Raw genomic sequence first — 19,293 nt, 5'->3', positions numbered from 1 at the left:
TCAATAAATGAAAAAAGTAATTGTATTCATTCTGGCTTTTGCCCAAACCATTGTTTACACCCAGCAAAAGCAAGTAAAAGATAATTTTAATGTCCGCATTAGGTTAGAAAAGGGTGATTTGAATAACGATGGCTTAACCGACAAAACTGTAATTACAATGGATACAATCGATGCAGCAGTTCCGTTGAGGTTGCAGATATTCTTGTTACAGCCAAATAAGCAATTTAAAATGATTTTCTCTTCAACAGATGTAATTGAACCTCAATATGCAAATGGTATACACACCAAAAATACCATTCCATATTTTTTTATTGAAAAAGGGTTTTTAGTCATGAACTCCGAAAAAAATGATGTTCGTTATGAACACAAATTCATCTACAAAAACGGCGTTTTTCAATTGGTTAAAATCTCCAGTGTAGTTTATGATGGCAAAAATTCAACTATTGAAACAGTCTTTGATCTTTTAGCAGGAGTGAGGACTGAAACTTTAAAATCATTGGGCTCCGAAAAAATTCTAAAAAAAAATGTAAAGAAAATTATGATCAGGCCATTGCCCACCCTTCAGAATTTAAGAAATTTTGGCAATAAACTAGATTAGAACGCTAAAAAGGAAAACAATGATAAAAAAGCTACCTCATATGATCGGAAATTTTTTCTTTCAGAATTTACGACTTCAGGTAATGATTTGCGCAATGCTTTTTTTAATGTTAAACGCAGTAGCACAGGATAAAGCGCTGGTCAACACCTCAAACAGCCCTTATGCTAAGCTGCATAGCATTAATATGAGTGATGTAACCTGGACAAAAGGTTTTTGGGCCGACCGTTTTAAAGTGGCCACCGAAACCATGGTACCGAATATGTGGGCGATTTACAACGATCCTAAAATCAGCCATGCCTTTAAAAACTTCGAAATTGCCGCTGGCCTTGATACCGGTTCGCATGCCGGCCCTTCCTTTCACGATGGCGATTATTACAAAACGCTGGAAGCGGTGGCGGTGCTGTATGCTTCTACCAAAAATCCAAAATTAGATAAGATGATGGATAAGGCGATTGTTGTAATTGGCAAATCGCAGCGCGAAGATGGCTACATTTATACCAAAGCCATGATTGAGCAGCGTAAAACCGGTACCAATAACCAGTTTCAGGATCGCCTGAGTTTCGAATCCTACAACATCGGTCATTTAATGACAGCAGGTTGCATCCATTACCGCGCTACGGGTAAAACCACCTTGCTTAATATCGCCAAAAAAGCCACCGATTATTTATACAGGTTCTATAAATCCGCTTCGCCTACTCTGGCCAGAAATGCCATTTGTCCTTCGCACTACATGGGTGTAATAGAAATGTACCGTACCACTAAAGATCCGCGCTACCTCGAGCTGGCCAAACATTTAATTGCCATTAAAGGAAAAATTGAGGATGGAACCGACGATAACCAGGACCGTATTCCCTTTTTACAGCAAACCAAAGCCATGGGCCATGCCGTAAGGGCCAATTACCTGTATGCCGGGGTAGCCGATCTGTACGCAGAAACCGGAAAAGATTCACTTTTAAACACACTGAATTTGATGTGGGATGATGTAAACCAGCATAAAATGTACATTACCGGCGGTTGTGGTTCCCTTTACGATGGTACATCGCCTGATGGCACTTCATACAATCCGGCCGAGGTACAGAAAATACACCAGGCTTTCGGCCGCGATTACCAGCTACCCAATTTCACCGCCCACAATGAAACCTGTGCCAATATCGGTAACGTATTGTGGAACTGGCGCATGTTGCAAATTACTGGCGATGCCAAATATGCCGATGTGATGGAACTGGCGCTTCACAACAGTGTTTTATCAGGCATTAGCTTAGATGGAAAGAATTTCCTGTATACCAATCCGCTGGCACAATCTGATGATTTACCTTTCAAACAGCGCTGGTCTAAAGATCGGGTACTTTACATAGCACTATCAAACTGTTGTCCGCCAAATGTGGTGCGCACCATTGCCGAAGTTAGTAATTACGCCTACAGCATTTCAGATAAAGGATTGTGGTTCAATCTTTATGGGGGCAATAATTTAAGCACTACACTAACTAACGGCGCTAAAATTGCTTTGAGCGAAGAAACCGACTATCCCTGGAGTGGCAACATCAAAATCACTGTAAAAGAAAGTACCGATAAAGCCTATTCAATTTTTTTGAGAATACCCGCCTGGACTCATGATCCGAAAATCAGCATCAATGGAGCAGCCGCACAGGTAAAAGCTGTTCCTGGCACTTATGCTGAAATGAACCGCCTTTGGAAAAAAGGGGATGTGATTACACTCAACCTTCCTATGGAGGCTGTTTTAATTGAAGCCAATCCTTTGGTAGAGGAAAACCGCAATCAGGTAGCCGTAAAACGCGGCCCGGTGGTATATTGCCTTGAATCTACCGACCTGCCGGGTAAGCGTATTTTCAACGCCTTTATACCTGCCACAACCCAATTTGAAGCAAAAACCATGAATATTGATGGCGCCAAAATAATGAGCCTGGAGGGTACCGCTAAAATTGTAGCACCCAATAACTGGAAAAATGTGCTTTACAAGCCAATTGAAGATAAAAACACCACAACCACACTTAAACTGATACCCTACTTTGCCTGGGGCAACAGGGGCCATTCAGAAATGTCGGTTTGGCTGCCGGTTAGTAGATAAACAGATGTGCGTCATTCAAACGGAGCGCAATGTAGTCGGGAACCCGAAGGCTCAGCGAAGCCAATCTGCTTAGATAGATCTCTCCATTTCGCTGCGCTGCAGTCGAGAGGACGATGATCTTTAAGATTCCAATTGCGTGGGAATCACGAAAGAAAAAAAAATAAAACAATGAAATTAAAACTGATACTTTTCCTGATCCTTTGCTCCAGCATTGCATCGGCCACAGTAAAACCAGCTTCCATTTTTACCGATCACATGGTGTTGCAGCAGCAAAGCAAGGTATCCATTTGGGGCTGGGCTAAACCGGCAACCAAAGTTAAAGTGTTTACCTCATGGAACAAAACCAGCTATGCTGTAACTTCTGATGAAACCGGAAAGTGGAAAGTAAAAGTGGCTACACCTGCAGCAGGCGGACCATACGAAATCGCGCTTAATGATGGAGAAAAACTCGTCCTGAAAGACATCCTCATTGGTGAGGTTTGGTTTTGCGGGGGCCAGTCGAATATGGAAATGCCGATGAAAGGATTCAAAAGTCAGCCTGTTATTGGATCTAATGAAGTTATCTTAAAATCTTTAAACCCCAACATCAGGTTATATACTGTTCCGCGTTCATCCATTACCGAAAGACAGGACAATAGCAAACCTTCGTTGTGGAAACTTGCCGAACCCGAAGCCGTTTCTAATTTCAGTGCTACCGCTTATTATTTTGGATCGCTGCTGAGCGAAATGCTCCATATACCCATTGGTTTAATCAACGACAGTTACGGTGGTTCGAGCATTGAAGCCTGGATGTCGCCCGAAGAATTAAAGCCCTTTACAGAAATTAAAATCCCTTCAAAAGTCGATTCTATTAAAGAAGTAAGCAGAACACCCACTACCTTATACAATGGCATGCTTTATCCGGTAATGGGTTATGGCATTAAAGGAGCCATCTGGTATCAGGGCGAATCGAATTATGAGCGACCACAACGCTACGAAGATTTGTTACCGGCCATGGTTTCCGGCTGGCGACAACAATGGGATCATGGCGAATTTCCCTTCTACTACGCACAAATTGCGCCTTACAATTATTCAATCATCGCCAAGCCAGGCACCAATTACAATTCGGCATATTTACGCGATGCGCAGCGCAAATCTTTAAGCAAAATACCCAGCAGTGGTATGGCGGTTTTAATGGATATCGGTGAAGAAAACTCCATCCATCCGGCCAATAAAAAACAGGGTGGAGAAAGGCTTGCCTACCTGGCCCTGGCCCAAACCTATGGTATCAAAGGCTTTGGTGCACTTAGTCCGGTTTACGAATCGTTAAGTATCGAAAAAAACACTGCAATCCTGAGGTTTAAAAATATACCTAACGGGTTAACTTCTTTTGGTAAAACTTTATCTTTATTTGAAATTGCGGGCGCTGATCAGAAGTTTTATCCGGCTAAAGCCATTATAAAAGGCAGCAGTATCGTTGTTTCGGCGGAAGAGGTGAAAGTGCCTGTGGCCGTACGTTATGCGTTTAAGAATTTTGTAACCGGCGATTTATTCGGAAATGACGGCCTGCCGGTTTCTTCCTTCCGTACAGACAATTGGGAAAAATAGTAATGATATTAACCACAAAGACATCTAGTTTGTATAAAAAGTACTTCAATGTACTAAATTTCCATATATGGCCGGCATTTTTAAGCCATTCCTCAGGTGTGCTTAGCTTTTTAACCACAAAGACACGAAGGCTACAGGGAATTCTATTAATCAACTTAAATGTGCTTAATTGTCTTATATGGTTGGTTTTTTTAAATCATCAGTCAGGTGTGCTTAGGTGTCTCAGTTGGTCAAATATTTTACGTTTGCAAGGCAAAACCTTTTTCTTTGTGCTGTTCGCGTCTTTGTGGTTCACCTCAACAGTTGCCTATGCGCAAGAAAAAGATAATGTGGTGTGGACTACCCAAAGTAACAATTCAGCCGAATCGATGCCTGTTGGCGGTGGAGATATCGGTTTAAACCTCTGGGTAGAAAAAGGAGAGGTGTATCTGTACCTTTCCCGCAGCGGAACCTTTGATGAAAACAATACCTTGCTTAAACTTGGTCGCATCAGGCTGCAGTTTAGCCCCAATCCGTTTGCCGGCCAAACCTTTAAGCAAGAACTCATCCTGAAAGATGGTTACGCCAGCATATCCGGCGCCAATGGAAAAATTAAAAGCGAAATCAAGGTTTGGGTCGATGTTTTTAAACCAGTCATTCATATAGACATTCAATCGAATGCAAAAATGACCACTACCGCCAATTATGAGAGCTGGCGCTTTGAAGATCGCATTACCACAGGCAAAGAAAATAACCAGAATTCGTACAAATGGGCTCCTCAAGGCATTGTAAAAACACGGAAAGACGAAATTGCTTTTAAAGATGGTGGCGTACAATTTTATCATCAGAATCAGCCGCAAACTGTTTTTGATGTGACCGTAAAACAACAAGGTTTAACTGAATATCAAACCACACTCTACAACCCTTTAAAAAATCTGATTTTTGGCGGAATAATGACAGGGAAAAACATGGTGGCTGCAGGTAATGATGCCGGCACTTACCTCAGCACACCTTTTCAGGGCTGGAAATTGAAAAGCAAAACACCTGCTACAAACGAACACCTCACCATTGCCCTGAATACCAGTACTACATCGGCTGTTGCCAACTGGGAAAAGGAATTGAAAAGCATACTTCAACATGCGAAAAACGATCAGCAGGCCAGCATCAGATGGTGGAACAATTACTGGAACAAAAGTTTTATTTACATCCAGGCAAAAGATGAGGCCGCCAATCAATCCGGAAGGAATTACGAGCTTTTCCGCTACATGCTGGGATGTAACGCTTTTGGCAGATACCCTACTAAATTTAACGGCGGGCTATTTACTTTCGATCCGCAACTCATTGATAGCGCATTAAAATACACGCCCGATTTCAGAAACTGGGGAGGAGGTACCCATACCGCACAAAACCAGCGTTTGGTTTACTGGCCCATGCTCAAAACCGGCGATTTCGATATGATGAAGCCTCAATTTGATTTCTACCTGGATTTACTAAAGAATGCGGAGATCAGGACAGCGGCTGCCTGGGGACATAAGGGAGCAAGTTTTACCGAGCAACTCGAAAATTTCGGTTTACCCAACCCTGCAGAATATGGCTGGAAACGTCCGGCCGATTTTAACAAAGGGATGGAATACAATGCCTGGCTCGAATACGAATGGGATACCGTTCTGGAGTTCTGCATGATGATTCTGGAGACGGAGCGCTACGATAAGCGCAATATTGAAAAATATCTTCCTTTAATTGAAAGCTCACTGACGTTTTTCAAGGAGCATTATATCTATCTTGCCAAACAACGTGGCGCCAAAGCACTTGATGGGGAAGGGCACCTGGTTTTGTATCCGGGATCCGGTGCCGAAACCTATAAAATGGCATACAATTCTACGTCTACCATCGCTGCATTAAAAACAGTATTACGAAGCTTGATTGAAAGCCCTTCATTACCCGAAAATAAGCGAAGCGAATGGACAGCCATGCTCAAAACCATTCCGGGAATCAGTTTCAGGGCCTTTCAGGAGCACACCACTATTGCACCGGCCAGACTCTGGGAACGCATCAATAACGTCGAAAGTCCGCAACTCTATCCGGTATATCCATGGGGCATTTATGGCATAGGGAAACCAGGTTTAGATACTGCGGTCAATACCTTCCGATACGATACAGATGTGCTGAAATTCAGGAGTTATGTAGGCTGGAAGCAGGATAATATCTTTGCAGCGAGATTAGGTTTAACCAAAGAAGCTGCCCGATTAACCACCCTTAAATTAAAAGATTCCGGAAGGCGTTTTCCGGCCTTCTGGGGACCGGGCTTCGATTGGACACCCGATCACAACTGGGGTGGCTCGGGTATGATTGGTTTACAGGAGATGCTCATGCAAAGCGATGGAAAAAAGATTTATCTTTTCCCAGCCTGGCCAAAAGACTGGGATGTACATTTTAAACTTTATGCACCATACCAAACTACCGTTGAAGGAAGGTTAAAAGACGGAAAATTAATCGATTTAAAAGTATTACCCGAATCGAGAAGACAGGACATCATGAATATGATCAACCACAGATAAAAAGAATAAATACAGATTTTAATAAAAAAACAATCGGTATTTATCCGTGAAATACGTTGGCAAAAAATAGAACAGAAAAACAATTAGAATAAACCACAGGTAAAAAGGATGAAGACAGATATTAATAAACATAATTCGTGTCTATCCGTGCAATCTGTGGCAAAAAACAGAACAGAAAAAACACTCAGAATAAACCACTGATAAAAAGGATGAACGCAGATATTAATAAACATAATCCGTGTCTATCCTTGCAATCTGTGGCAAAAAACAGAACAAGAATTACAACAACCCACAGCTAAAAAAGACAAACACAAATCTCAAACTAAAACCAAATCTGTGTTAATCTGTGGCAAAAAAAAATAAATATGGATTTACAACTAAAAGAAAAAGTAATCATCATTACCGGCGCGGCCAAAGGCATTGGCCGTAGTATCGCGGAAGTATTTGCCAAAGAAGATGCCGTCGCCGTAATTGTAGGCAGAAAAGCAGCAGACAACCAGAAGGTGGTTGATGAAATTATCGCGCTAGGCAAAAAAGCCGATCAGTTTGTAGCCGAACTTTCCAAACCGGAAGATTGCGAAAAAGTAATTGCCCAGATTGTCGCTAAATTTGGCAGGATTGATGGTCTGGTAAACAATGCCGGTGTAAATGATGGGGTGGGCCTTGAGCGTGGCGATTATGAAAGTTTTATGGCTTCGCTCCACAAAAATGTAGTGCATTACTACCTGATGGCGCACCATGCTTTGCCTGAGCTGATCAAAAGCAAGGGGGCAATTGTAAATATCACTTCCAAAACAGCTGAAACCGGTCAGGGCAACACCTCAGCCTATGCGGCAGCCAATGGTGGCAGAAATGCGCTAACCCGCGAGTGGGCGGTAGAACTTTTAAAATATGGCATCAGGGTTAATGCAGTTGTAGTGGCAGAGTGCTGGACACCCGCCTACGAAACCTGGATCGAAACGTTAACTGATGCACAGGAAAAACTAAATGAAATTACCGCTAAAATTCCTTTAGAAAACAGAATGACCACTGCAGAAGAAATCGCCAATATGACGGTATTTCTAATGTCGGCCCGCTCAAGTCACACTACCGGGCAAATAATCCATGTAGATGGTGGCTATGTACATTTAGATCGGGCTTTGGCGAACGCTTAATCAGTTTTCAGTCGACAGTTATTAGTTTGCAGTTTATACCAATGCCGGCAATTAACCAACACTAATGAAAACTGGAGCGTAAATAGATCGTCATTGCGAGGAGGAACGACAAAGCAATCTGTCATGCCAGCGATTCTTGCTAGAAAGATTGCTTCGTCGGCTGAAAAAGCCTTCTTGCAATGACGAATGTCTATTGTTATCTCTCCATTTTGTTAGGCCATATCCGATAACCTACTGAAAGAAAAAAATCGTCCGCGTTTGTAACGCGGATGCATGAGGACAGCGATTTTATCGCTGAAAAGTATAATCCCAAAAAAAAGCCGATAAATTTAAATTATCGGCTTCTGTATTATTGGGGTTCATTTAGCTTAACCTTTATAAAACACCTCATTCCAATGCAATTCATTTCTGAACTGATTGATTTTCGTATCGGCCCCAATGTTAATGTATTCCAAACCGGCAATGTTGGCAAAATCTGACAAGTGCTCGGTAGTTAAATTCTGACTGTAAGCCGTGTGGTGTGCTCCACCCGCGTAAATCCATGCTGCACAACCTGTTTTCATATCAGGCAGTGGTTTCCAGAGCACGCGTGCAACAGGCAGGTTAGGCAAATCATTTTCTGCTTCAACGGCTTTAACTTCATTTACCAGTAAACGGAAACGGTTGCCCATATCAATTAACGAAGCATTCAGGGCATCGCCACCGCCTACGTTGAATACCAAACGTGCCGGATCGGCTTTACCGCCAATGCCCAGTGGATGTACTTCTAAACTTGCTTTTCCTGATGCTAGGCTGGCGTCTACTTCCAGCATGTGCGAACCCAGCACCATGGCATTTGCCGGATCAAAATGATACGTATAATCTTCCATAAAAGCATTTCCACCTGGTAAACCCGCGCCCATTACCTTACACGCACGTACCAAAGCCGCAGTTTTCCAATCACCTTCACCGGCAAAACCGTAACCATCGGCCATCAAACGTTGTGCTGCAATACCAGGCAACTGAATCATCCCGTGTAAATCTTCAAAGGTATCTGAGAAACCTTTAAAGCCACCATCAACTAAAAACTTGCGTAATCCCAACTCAATTTTAGCCGCATCGTAAACCGATTGGTGTCTTGCGCCACCAGCTTTCAGGTCATCAGCCATTTCATAGGTAGCTTCGTATTCTTTTAATAAAGCCTGAACAGCTTCCTCATCAATTCCATTAATTACGGCTACTAAATCACCTATACCGTAAGTGTTTACTGAAAAGCCAAATTTCATTTCCGCTTCAACCTTGTCGCCATCGGTAACCGCTACAAAGCGCATGTTATCGCCAAAGCGTACAAATTTAGCGCCCTGCCAATCGTTCCATCCGGCAGCAGCCCTGCACCAGGTATCAATCTGTTTTGCCACTTCTTCATCCTGCCAGTGGCCAACCACCACTTTACGGTCTTTACGCATACGCGAAACCATAAAACCAAATTCGCGGTCGCCGTGTGCACTCTGGTTCAGGTTCATAAAATCCATATCAATGGTATTCCATGGAATATCACGATTGAATTGTGTATGCAGGTGTAACAGAGGTTTCTGCAATACATTCAAACCCCTGATCCACATTTTTGCTGGAGAGAACGTGTGCATCCAGGTAATAACTCCAATACAGTTCTCATCGATATTGGCCTGTTGTAAAGTTTCAAAAATCTCCTCGGTGGTTTTTACAATCGGCTTGTACACCACCGAAACCGAAATATTTTGGTTTTGGTTTAATGAATCAGCAACCTGCTGTGCATGTTCTGCTACTTGCTTCAAGGTTTCTTCGCCGTACAAATGTTGCGTACCGGTGATAAACCAAACCTGTAATTTTTTTAAATCAATCATTACTGTTTATGTTGTTTTTAATTATTTTGTTTTTAATTTATTCAAATAAACCTATCAGGTTTTAAAAACCTGATAGGTTATTATTTTCCGGTCGGTGAGACACCAACCGATAGTTCAAGACTTTGGACTCACTATTTCTGTCCGTAGTAAGCACCTGCACCATGTTTACGCTCATAGTGCTTCTCAATCAATGAGTTTTTTAACTTTGGTGCCTGCGGATTAATCTGTTGCGTTAACAAAGCCATTTGCGCTACGGCCTCCAGTACTGCACTATTGTAAACGGCTTTCTCTGCTGTTTTACCCCAGGTAAAAGGCGCATGGTTACCCACTAAAATCATTTCTACCTCTTTATGGCTTAAGCCCAGGCTTTCAAAGTGATTAATGATCTGGAACCCCGTTTCATATTCATAATTACCTTTAATCATGGCGTCATCCATCGGTGGTGCACACGGAATATCGACAGTTAAATGGTCAGCATGGGTGGTACCAAAAATCGGGATGGCTTTTTGCGCCTGCGCCCAGGCAGTGCCGTAGGTAGAGTGGGTATGCACCACGCCACCAATATCTTCCCAGTGCTTATACAACACGGCGTGCGTTTGGGTATCCGAAGAGGGGCGGAGACTACCTTCAACCGTTTTCCCATCAAAATCTACAATCACCATTTTTTCCGGTGTTAAATCCTCATAAGGCACACCACTGGGCTTAATTGCAAATACACCTTTTGAACGGTCGGCGGCACTTACATTACCGAAGGTAAACAGTACCAATCCCAATTTCGGCAACTGCATATTGGCTTCGTAAGCCTGTTGTTTTATATCCTGATAGTTGCTCATGACAGATAAGGTTTAACATCTTTTTTGCTGTATTTCTCCAAATAACGGCCAAGCCCTAAATATTGCTGATAATGCTGGCGGTAAAGCTTTTGCTTTTTCACATTTGGCTTATATTCTTTTTCAAAACCGGTACCCATGGCTTGCATGGCTTCCTCAATATTCGGGTAAATACCGGCTGCTACTGCGGCAAACATAGCTGCACCTAAAGCACAGGTATGCTCAAAGCGGTGGATCCGGATCGGCATTTCGAGCACATCAGACATCATCTGCATAATGTAAGCCGATTTTTTAGCCACTCCACCAATGCCAATAATACCTTTTACAGGCACCCCTTGTTCTTTAAAACGATCTACAATGGCTTTTGCACCAAAACAGGTTGCGGCTGCCAGGGCGCGGAAAAACCGCGGAGCATCGGTTCCTAAACCCAAACCAGTGATGGCACCTTTAAGTTCCTGATTGGCATCAGGCGTTCTTCTGCCGTTTAACCAATCTACAGCCAGCTCTGCATAATCATCATCATCTAAAGCTTCAGCCTGCTTACTTAAACTGGCGATAATTTTGGCTTCAAGTTCTTCTTTCAGCGCAATTGCCGTGGCCTCATCAATAAGTGCAGATTCAGTTAGCAAATGGTTTAGCGGCCAGCTGATTAAATTTTTAAACCAGGCGTATACATCGCCAAAAGCAGACTGACCTGCCTCTAAACCTGCCATACCCGGAATTACAGAACCATTTACCTGTCCACATATACCGTTTATCAGTTTTCCATCTAAATCCTGGTTAGGTGCTACTAAAATATCGCAGGTACTGGTACCCATTACCTTACTTAAATAATAAGGCTCAATCTGTCCGCCAACTGCGCCCATGTGTGCATCAAAAGCGCCAACACCAATTACCACATCAGTACTTAAGCCTAATTTATTTGCCCACTCTTCGCACAAGGTTCCGGCGGCAACATCAGAAGTATCGGTATCATTAAATAATTTATCTCTGAAACCGGTCAAAAGCGGATCCAGACTGCTAAAAAAATCTTCCGGCGGCAAACCGTTAAATTCTTCTGCCCATAAAGCTTTGTGTCCGGCAGCGCAACGACTTCTTTTCATGGAAGTCACATCCTTGCCGCCACAAAGTAAAAACGGAATCCAGTCACAATGTTCTACCCAGGATTGCGCACTGTTCCGAATAGACTGATCTACCCTTAAGGTACGCAAGAGTTTGGCCCAAAACCATTCAGACGAATAAATTCCGCCTACATACTTCAAATAGTTGGTTTCGAACCGGGTAGCATGCTCATTAATTTCTGCAGCTTCTTTAACCGCTGTATGGTCTTTCCAAAGCACAAACATGGCATTTGGATTCTCTTCAAAACCAGGTGTTAAAGCCAGGGGAGTACCTGCTGCATCAACAGCAACCGGACTAGAACCTGTCGTATCAATCGAAATACCCCTTACTAAAGAAGCAATTTCTGCACCACCGGCTTTGGTTAAACAATCTTTTATGGTATGCTCTAAACCTTCAATATAATCTAAGGGATGCTGGCGGAACTGGTTAACAGCCGGTTTACAGTATAAACCTTTTTGCCATCTGGGATAAAGAAAAACAGAGGCCGAAATTTCTTTTCCATTTGCGGTATCGACTAGAACAGATCGGACAGAATCAGTCCCATAATCTACTCCAATTACATAGTTTGCTTTGCTCATAACAATAAATAAATGTCTAATTAACGTTTATTTATTTGAATTAAAAAATTTTATTGATTTTTAATTCTAAAACGTCGATTCCGAACAGTCTGGAGCTCTTTTGTTTGCGAATTTCTTTCGTTTAGCTGAGGTATTTCCTGGTTATTTTAAACGACAGGAACCTGCCGTACCACTTAATGGTAAACCCAAGTCCATCAGCAAACAATTTTATCGCGCAGTATAACATCACAGGGAGCAACCAAATCAAACGTTAAAGATTAAACATCAGATACGATATTAGCTTTCAATGCGGAAACCACCTGATTTAATACCACATTGATGTTATTCAGTAAATAGTCAAGTCGTTGCGATTTACCATATTCCGGTGCAAAATTCTCTATTTCGATCAACTCGTCCTTTATGGATGATATACCCATATCAGCTACAGAGGGTTTAATCCGATGTACAAGCTTTGAAATTTTCGAAAAATCATTGTGATCATATGCATCATTTATCTCTTTTAACGTAAGCGGTATATGCCGGATAAAAAAACCGACCAGATTATTGATGACTTTGGTATTACCTCTCGCTATCCCCTCAATTTTCGATAAATTATAAAGAGGTGTATCAGTTACGTTATCAGGTTCTTTTTTAACTAAGTGAAATTTACCCAGCCATTTCGAAGCAATTTCAAGGAGCTGTTCTTCTTCAAATGGTTTTGACAAATAATCGTCCATGCCATTATCTAAGCATTTTTGATTATCTCCTTTTAATGCGAAAGCCGTGAGTGCTATAATCGGTACATCTATTAGCTTTTCCCTAACCAATCTGGTTGCTTCCAGCCCATCCATTTCGGGCATTTGTACATCCATCAAGATCAGATCAAATTTATTCTTTTCAATTAAAAGAAGCGCTTCGTGTCCGTTAGAGGCCTCGGTAACAACAGCACCGAAATTACCTAATATTGCTGATGCCAGAAGCCGGTTGGTTTCATTGTCATCGGTAATCAAAATCTGCTTACCATTCAGTAATGTCGTATCTACTTCAATATTGCCTTTCTCTATAAGGTCCTGTTCGTTACCTTTTGGTATCCTGAGGTTGAAGGATACGGTAGTTCCTTTGTTTTTTTCGCTGTTTACCTTAATTTCTCCTCCCATCAGTTCAATGAGTTCTTTAGATATGCTCATGCCCAGTCCGGTTCCACCGTATTTTCTGGTAATAGAGTTATCTTCCTGTGAAAATTTAGCGAACAGGTGGTTAACAAATGTCTGCTCCATTCCAACGCCACTATCAATCACGCTTATCTCAATAAGCTGTTCCGATTCGTGATCCTGTAAAACGCTGCAGTAAATATCTACTTTTCCTTTAGGGGTAAACTTGATTGCATTGCTGACTAAATTGAGCATAATTTGGGAAAGGCGGTAAGGATCGCCAATTAATACCCTCGAAAGTCGTTGATCGTAAAATGAGTTGGTAAACGTAAGTCCCTTTTCTTCGGCCCGGTGCTGCATCACCTGCATAACATGGCTAATAACCTTTTTAGGTTCAAATCCAATTTTTTCAATACCCAGCTTGCCTGATTCTATTTTACTTAGGTCCAGAATATCATTGATAATTACGAGCAGATTATCGGCAGAGGAGCGGATTGTATTGAGAAAAAATTGCTGATGATGATCTAATTTTGTTTTACTAAGTTGATTGGCCATCCCGGAAATGGCATTCATTGGTGTTCGTATTTCATGGCTCATATTGGCCAGAAATGCTTCTTTTGATTTCGTTGATTCCTCGGCAGCCTCTTTAGCTTTGATAAGCTCATGCTCCAGCTTTTTCTGCTCAGTAATATCTAAGTGTATTCCGACAGAGCCGATATGTTCCCCTTTATCATTGAGCCTTGGCGCTCCGCTTATGAGCCACCATCTTAATTCGCCGGCTCTATTCCGAACTTTCACTTCATAGGCATCCGATATTCCATGTTTTCGGAGACTTGTTTTTGACGCTACGGTCTCCTTACTTTCGCCAAGGTCGATTATATCTGTGTCTTTCGCTCCGGCAAGTTCTTCCTGGTCAAACCCGATCATTTTACAAAAAGTTTGATTTGCAAATTGGATATATCCGTCATTATCAACCTCCAGTAAGCCCAGGTTCATATTGGTAATGATGTTTCGGTACTTTTCTTCTTTGTTGATCAGGGCCTGCTCAGAAAGTTTACGTTCAGTGATGTCAGAATGGGTACCGATAATTCTCTCCGGCAACCCATCAGGTGTTCTGTTCACAATCATTCCCCGGTCAAGCACCCATATGTAGTTGCCATTTTTGTGTAATATCCGGTACTCCCGCTGATGTGAATTTATTTCACCTGAAAAATAGGCTTCATCTGTCTCCAAAATTTTAGGAAGGTCATCGGGATGTATCCGGCTTAACCATTCATCAGGGTCATTAGCAAAATCTTCATCCCCATAGCCGAGCATGCTTTTGTATTTTTTAGAAAAAAAGGCTTTTTTGTTTTGGAAATTGTATTCCCAAACACCATCCCCGGCGCCTTCCAAAGCAAATTGCCATAACTCCTTACTTGCCCTTAGCTCTTCTTCATTTTTCTTTCTGTCAGAAATATCCCTGATAAAGGCACAGAAAAAATTTGTGCTGCCCTGGCTTACGGGAATGATAGACAATTCAACTGAAAATTCCGCTCCGTTTTTATTCATCGCAGGCATTTCAATCATTTTATTTAAAATTGTACCGGCACTATTTTGATGGTACCTTTCCATACCCGCTTTATGTCCGGCTTTGTGATAGGATGGAATAATATTATCTGTTAAATGCTTTCCGATCACTTCAGCTTCCTTCCAGCCAAATATTTTCTCTGCCTGAGGATTCCAGAAAGTAATTAATCCCTCGCTATCGATGGTAATAATGGCATCCAAAGCCGAATTCATGATCAGGCGATTTTTTAATTCGCTCTGCTCAAGCGCTTCCATCGCTTTTTTCTTTTCGGTAATATCGGTATAATTCCAAAGGTGTCCCTTGTATACATCGTCTATAAAAATCGGAATGTACTCGCGTTTTAATATCCTTCCATCGGCTAGCGTTAGGTTTGTACTTTCGAAAGCTCTGTTTTTCAGTATTTGCCCGATACCGGCAACAAACTCATCAGGATTGTTAAAAAGGTGTTTTGATTGCTCTGCACTATCACTGCAGCTGGTGCCAATAAGTGCATCTGGTGGATAGGGTATCTGAAACAGATCGCAAAAAAGCTGATTCGTAAAAACGATGTTTCTATGCTCATCTTCCAATAAAATCCCACTGTGCGAGTTTTCCACCAAAGAAGTAAATACTTTTTCTGCACTTTTCCTTAACGTAACCTGTTTATTCAGGTATTCGGCAATGGCAAGAAAATCATCAGGGTTTTCGCCCTGATAATTCCGACCCATTTCACCCAAAATGTTTTTCAAGGTTTCAATTGATTTCCTTTTTACCGATACTTCATGGCTCAGTTTTTTATTTACGGATATATACTCTTCTTCACTAATTGAAAAAGCCCTTTCAACCAATAATTTATCTCTTAGCAACGCGTCATAGGAATCGCTGATTACGCTCAAAAATTTTTTAATAGCCGGATTCTCCACCAGTTCGGCAGATAAATATTTGCTAATCTGCTTATTGAGTAACTTATGGTAATTCATAGAATGAAGTAATGGTCATCGTTTGATTGTGTAGCTGGCAGGTTCCACTATTATTAAACGGGGAAATCTCACCATACGAATAAAAACCCGCGATGGTAGTTTCTTTAGCAAACACTTCAGCAACTGCTTCAACTTCTTCCTCGGTTCTGGGGCCGAGTATTAATTTACGCCCAACGCAACTGATGAGCAAAGCAAAATCCGGCTTTTGATTTTGTTTCAGGCTATTTGTGGCTGCATGGCTCGAAGCTTCGATCAAATTATCGAAATTTGCTTTCATCAATCTTACCTGTGAGCCCTCGGGTATGTCTCCTGCAAAAGTCATCGTTTTTTTATCTTCATCAATCGATAGAATGGTACGTACAATTGGCTCTGAAAAACCTGGAATTGAAATAGCTAACGGAAATAACAACGCAGAGGCCGGGAGGTTATCCACATCAGGTCCCAAATATTTTTTATACAAATCCAGGGCACTTTCGCCATTAATTTCATACAATACATTTGCCTGCGATCGGGTTACTGTTCGCTCCAAACCGAACATGTCCCAACCACCCTGCGAGCCATGGGTAACCAGCAGCCTGTTCCCATAAAACCCAATGGCAATGATGTTTCCTTCACCTGGGTTTTGATTGAGTCCCACTAAAGTGGATTTGAAATTCGCATCATCACCAGCCAAACCACCGGTTACCAAAATGTTTCCCGTGGCAACGTTTAGTCCTTTAATCAGCTCACTTCCATTTACCATATTTCCATCGGCAAACGTTAGTATATAGCTTAGTTCCTCTTTCGGCAATTTCTCAATTAACCCGATCGCCGCAGCATAACTATTTTCATATTCGTTTATATTGGCCAGCGAAGTTTTTATCGTGGTTGAATCAAAAGCTAAAGCAATAGCAATAAGCGCATTATCGCATACTGTTTGCTGGTAAATTTCTCCTGCAGCACTGCATAACGCAATATCTGCATTTGTAAAAAGTGATTTTAGCTGCAGGTATACATCAATGGTCTGCAATAAATCCTTACCACCAAAACACAATACCAATTGAAACTGATCAGCAGCTATGTTTTCTTCACCGTTCTCAGCAATCCATTGGCCTGCTGTATAATTAAAGAGCTTAGCTTTCATGATTTATTTTTTACACATAACACCTGGACGAATGTATTGATAAAACATCACATACACCTGAATATCATTATTTTATAGAAAATTAAAAATAATATTTCATTTAATTGAATTAACCGAAACACAGCACGTATAAAAAGCTTCGTCGTCTCTTATCGTTTTATCACCGGTACTTTTTCCGATATCCTACATTTCTGCGGCTTTAAGCGCATCATTATTGTGGGTCTAAATAACTAAGTTCAAATGATAGGAGATAAATATGATCTGACCAGAATCATCCTATACAACGAAAATCAAATAGTTACCAGATATACTTTTCCCTTATAAAATTCAGTTGCAATAACCTAAATAAAGCTAATAATTTTTTTTCAAATGATTGTGATTCTATATGCTGAAAGGAAATCCAGAAGAAGCATAGATTATCCTCTCTGTTACAACAGCGGAAAACATTTCTATCCGGTCGTTTAAAAATTTGAAGTATCAGGTCCTGATACTTTTTTTTGGAAATGATGACAATTTGGACAGCCTGCCAGGGCAGGAGCGCTTTATTGGATATTTGAGGTTTGAATCACACTGTAAAACAACAGGCGTGCTGTCTTTGGAATCCAATAAAAAAGGGAGCTATCCATTCCGGACAGCTCCCTTTTTTTGATCAGTAGCTTTTTCTGGTGGTATGATACTTAAAAAGGATCTGAATAAAGCGTAGCATTAATTTTAGCATTCTTTGCTACCGAATAGCTATTGTATCCATAAGCAAGATTCCTGTTTGTTATATTATATACAATAAAATTAAAAGGAATATTGGATGGTACTTTTATTGATACAAAACCATTGGCATCGGTAACCCCTTTAAGTGTTGACGAATTGATCACTTCAAAAACATTGCTGGAATTAAGGATGATTTCATTAACCGGATAAGCCACTACGCCTACGTTCTTCAATACAGTTCTGTAATCTTTTGTGGATATGAGCGTGAGGTTTAAAAGGCCTGAAAATTCAGACACATTTATACTCTTTTTCTTGTCTACATCCGCAACAACCTGAACAAATTCGTCAGTACGGTACCTCACTTTATTGATCCTGGCAGTATCGCAGGTTACAAGATAATTTTTAGGCAGCAGATCAGGAAAATACGCTACGCCATCCTGATCTGTTCTTATTGATCCAACCAACGCACTTGGGTCAGGGTAGTTCGTATTTAAACCAAGTTTTGCATCATACAGCGAAACTTTAATACCAGCTAAACCTTTCCCTGCATCATCTACAAGTTTATAACTCAGTTTGCCAGAATTTACCCCATCAACCAATTTAACGTTGGTAATCTTTTTACAGGAGAGCGTCAAAATAAACAGCCCCAGCAGGACCATGATTTTACATTTCATACTATTATAAAATAAGCAATCTTACAATCAACTATAGCTGATAGATATTCATTGAATAATTGACCGTAGCATCTTTTTGAACCGAAACGCTATTGTTATAATTGTATGATGCATTTGTAACCGTATTATAAAGGTATATTGCGTACTGCTTGCTTGAAGGAATTCTGAAGGTGATCAACCCTGCATCGTTTGTCACTCCTGAAAAATCGGCAACTTTTAAATTGGCGGCAGTAGTTGCAGCGTAGTTGAATTTATTTGAAGGAATCATAATCACACCTATATTTTTTAATGGTTGATTATTATTGTAAGATCTAACCGCAAGCGCAAATGTTCCTGAAAAATCTGTTACCTTGGTTTCTTTAGCTTTATCAGCACCAGTAATCACCTGAACATATTCCTGAACCATGTAGGCAACATTATTTACCTTTGCAGAATCAGCAACAAGTAAGTAATTGCTTGGATTGAGGTTGCCAAAATCTACCAGACCATTAGGATCTGTTAAACGGGTTTCCAACAGAATGTTGTAATTAGCGTAATAGGTGTCGGTACGGTCAAATAAAGATACTTTTACATTTGCCAATCCTTTACCGGCATCGTCGGTTAGTTTGTAAGTAAGCTTTCCGCTGGTAGAAAGTTTAACATCAACATTGGTCGTTTTTTTGCAAGAGATAAATACCGCTACAAGAAGAATGAAGAGGGTTAATTTTGATTTCATATACATATTTATTTTATTTTGGCCGCAAATATAGAATAATGACTGCGTACTTATGGGATAATT

Annotated in this window: 12 protein-coding genes; 5 read left to right on the top strand and 7 right to left on the bottom strand. The window is 41.1% G+C overall.

The window, feature by feature from the left end:
- Positions 1-7 precede the first annotated feature (7 nt).
- From DV942_RS00895 to DV942_RS00875, 5 genes are all read left to right on the top strand, one after another.
- Positions 8-598 (top strand): hypothetical protein, encoded by a 591-nt coding sequence (locus DV942_RS00895; RefSeq protein WP_145854470.1) that lies wholly within the window; start codon positions 8-10, stop codon positions 596-598.
- Between the two features lie 106 nt (positions 599-704).
- Positions 705-2,684: an aceric acid hydrolase gene (locus DV942_RS00890; protein WP_244950789.1), complete on the top strand. Its 1,980-nt coding sequence runs from the start codon at positions 705-707 to the stop codon at positions 2,682-2,684.
- Positions 2,685-2,852: 168 nt separating this feature from the next.
- Positions 2,853-4,271, top strand: coding sequence for a sialate O-acetylesterase (locus tag DV942_RS00885; RefSeq protein ID WP_145854468.1), 1,419 nt, complete (start codon positions 2,853-2,855; stop codon positions 4,269-4,271).
- A gap of 245 nt (positions 4,272-4,516) precedes the next feature.
- Positions 4,517-6,808, top strand: coding sequence for a DUF5703 domain-containing protein (locus DV942_RS00880; protein WP_186462386.1), 2,292 nt, complete (start codon positions 4,517-4,519; stop codon positions 6,806-6,808).
- A 365-nt stretch (positions 6,809-7,173) separates the two neighbouring features.
- A complete protein-coding gene (locus DV942_RS00875) occupies positions 7,174-7,962 on the top strand; it encodes an L-fucose dehydrogenase (RefSeq protein WP_090979286.1) in 789 nt (262 codons plus the stop codon).
- A gap of 368 nt (positions 7,963-8,330) precedes the next feature.
- On the opposite strand, the gene araA is transcribed toward DV942_RS00875, so the two are convergent.
- From araA to DV942_RS00840, 7 genes are all read right to left on the bottom strand, one after another.
- Entirely contained in the window at positions 8,331-9,824 is a 1,494-nt protein-coding gene (gene araA / locus DV942_RS00870; RefSeq protein WP_134203595.1) for an L-arabinose isomerase, read from the bottom strand.
- Positions 9,825-9,955: 131 nt separating this feature from the next.
- Positions 9,956-10,657 (bottom strand): L-ribulose-5-phosphate 4-epimerase, encoded by a 702-nt coding sequence (locus tag DV942_RS00865; protein WP_145854466.1) that lies wholly within the window; start codon positions 10,655-10,657, stop codon positions 9,956-9,958.
- Positions 10,654-12,354, bottom strand: a complete 1,701-nt coding sequence (locus DV942_RS00860) for a ribulokinase (RefSeq protein ID WP_145854464.1) — start codon at positions 12,352-12,354, stop codon at positions 10,654-10,656. Before DV942_RS00860 ends, DV942_RS00865 begins: the two co-directional genes overlap by 4 nt.
- Positions 12,355-12,611: 257 nt before the next feature.
- Positions 12,612-16,013, bottom strand: a complete 3,402-nt coding sequence (locus tag DV942_RS00855) for a PAS domain-containing hybrid sensor histidine kinase/response regulator (RefSeq protein ID WP_145854462.1) — start codon at positions 16,011-16,013, stop codon at positions 12,612-12,614.
- Positions 16,000-17,136: an FIST signal transduction protein gene (locus DV942_RS00850; protein ID WP_145854460.1), complete on the bottom strand. Its 1,137-nt coding sequence runs from the start codon at positions 17,134-17,136 to the stop codon at positions 16,000-16,002. The genes DV942_RS00855 and DV942_RS00850 overlap by 14 nt, the downstream gene beginning before the upstream one ends.
- A gap of 677 nt (positions 17,137-17,813) precedes the next feature.
- Positions 17,814-18,515: a carboxypeptidase-like regulatory domain-containing protein gene (locus DV942_RS00845; RefSeq protein ID WP_145854458.1), complete on the bottom strand. Its 702-nt coding sequence runs from the start codon at positions 18,513-18,515 to the stop codon at positions 17,814-17,816.
- Between the two features lie 31 nt (positions 18,516-18,546).
- A complete protein-coding gene (locus DV942_RS00840) occupies positions 18,547-19,230 on the bottom strand; it encodes a hypothetical protein (RefSeq protein ID WP_145854456.1) in 684 nt (227 codons plus the stop codon).
- Positions 19,231-19,293: the final 63 nt, after the last annotated feature.

Source organism: Pedobacter suwonensis, from assembly GCF_007833675.1.
GTDB classification, from domain to species: Bacteria; Bacteroidota; Bacteroidia; order Sphingobacteriales; family Sphingobacteriaceae; genus Pedobacter; species Pedobacter suwonensis.
The sequence above is the reverse complement of the archived record's forward strand: the minus strand, read 5'-3'. Positions and strand labels throughout refer to the sequence as shown.

Coding starts and splice junctions, on each gene's coding strand:
- DV942_RS00895 (WP_145854470.1), top strand. CDS start 8: ATGAAAAAAGTAATTGTATTCATTCTGGCTTTTGCCCAAACCATTGTT.
- DV942_RS00890 (WP_244950789.1), top strand. CDS start 705: ATGTTAAACGCAGTAGCACAGGATAAAGCGCTGGTCAACACCTCAAAC.
- DV942_RS00885 (WP_145854468.1), top strand. CDS start 2,853: ATGAAATTAAAACTGATACTTTTCCTGATCCTTTGCTCCAGCATTGCA.
- DV942_RS00875 (WP_090979286.1), top strand. CDS start 7,174: ATGGATTTACAACTAAAAGAAAAAGTAATCATCATTACCGGCGCGGCC.
- araA (WP_134203595.1), bottom strand. CDS start 9,824: ATGATTGATTTAAAAAAATTACAGGTTTGGTTTATCACCGGTACGCAA.
- DV942_RS00865 (WP_145854466.1), bottom strand. CDS start 10,657: ATGAGCAACTATCAGGATATAAAACAACAGGCTTACGAAGCCAATATG.
- DV942_RS00860 (WP_145854464.1), bottom strand. CDS start 12,354: ATGAGCAAAGCAAACTATGTAATTGGAGTAGATTATGGGACTGATTCT.
- DV942_RS00855 (WP_145854462.1), bottom strand. CDS start 16,013: ATGAATTACCATAAGTTACTCAATAAGCAGATTAGCAAATATTTATCT.
- DV942_RS00850 (WP_145854460.1), bottom strand. CDS start 17,136: ATGAAAGCTAAGCTCTTTAATTATACAGCAGGCCAATGGATTGCTGAG.
- DV942_RS00845 (WP_145854458.1), bottom strand. CDS start 18,515: ATGAAATGTAAAATCATGGTCCTGCTGGGGCTGTTTATTTTGACGCTC.
- DV942_RS00840 (WP_145854456.1), bottom strand. CDS start 19,230: ATGAAATCAAAATTAACCCTCTTCATTCTTCTTGTAGCGGTATTTATC.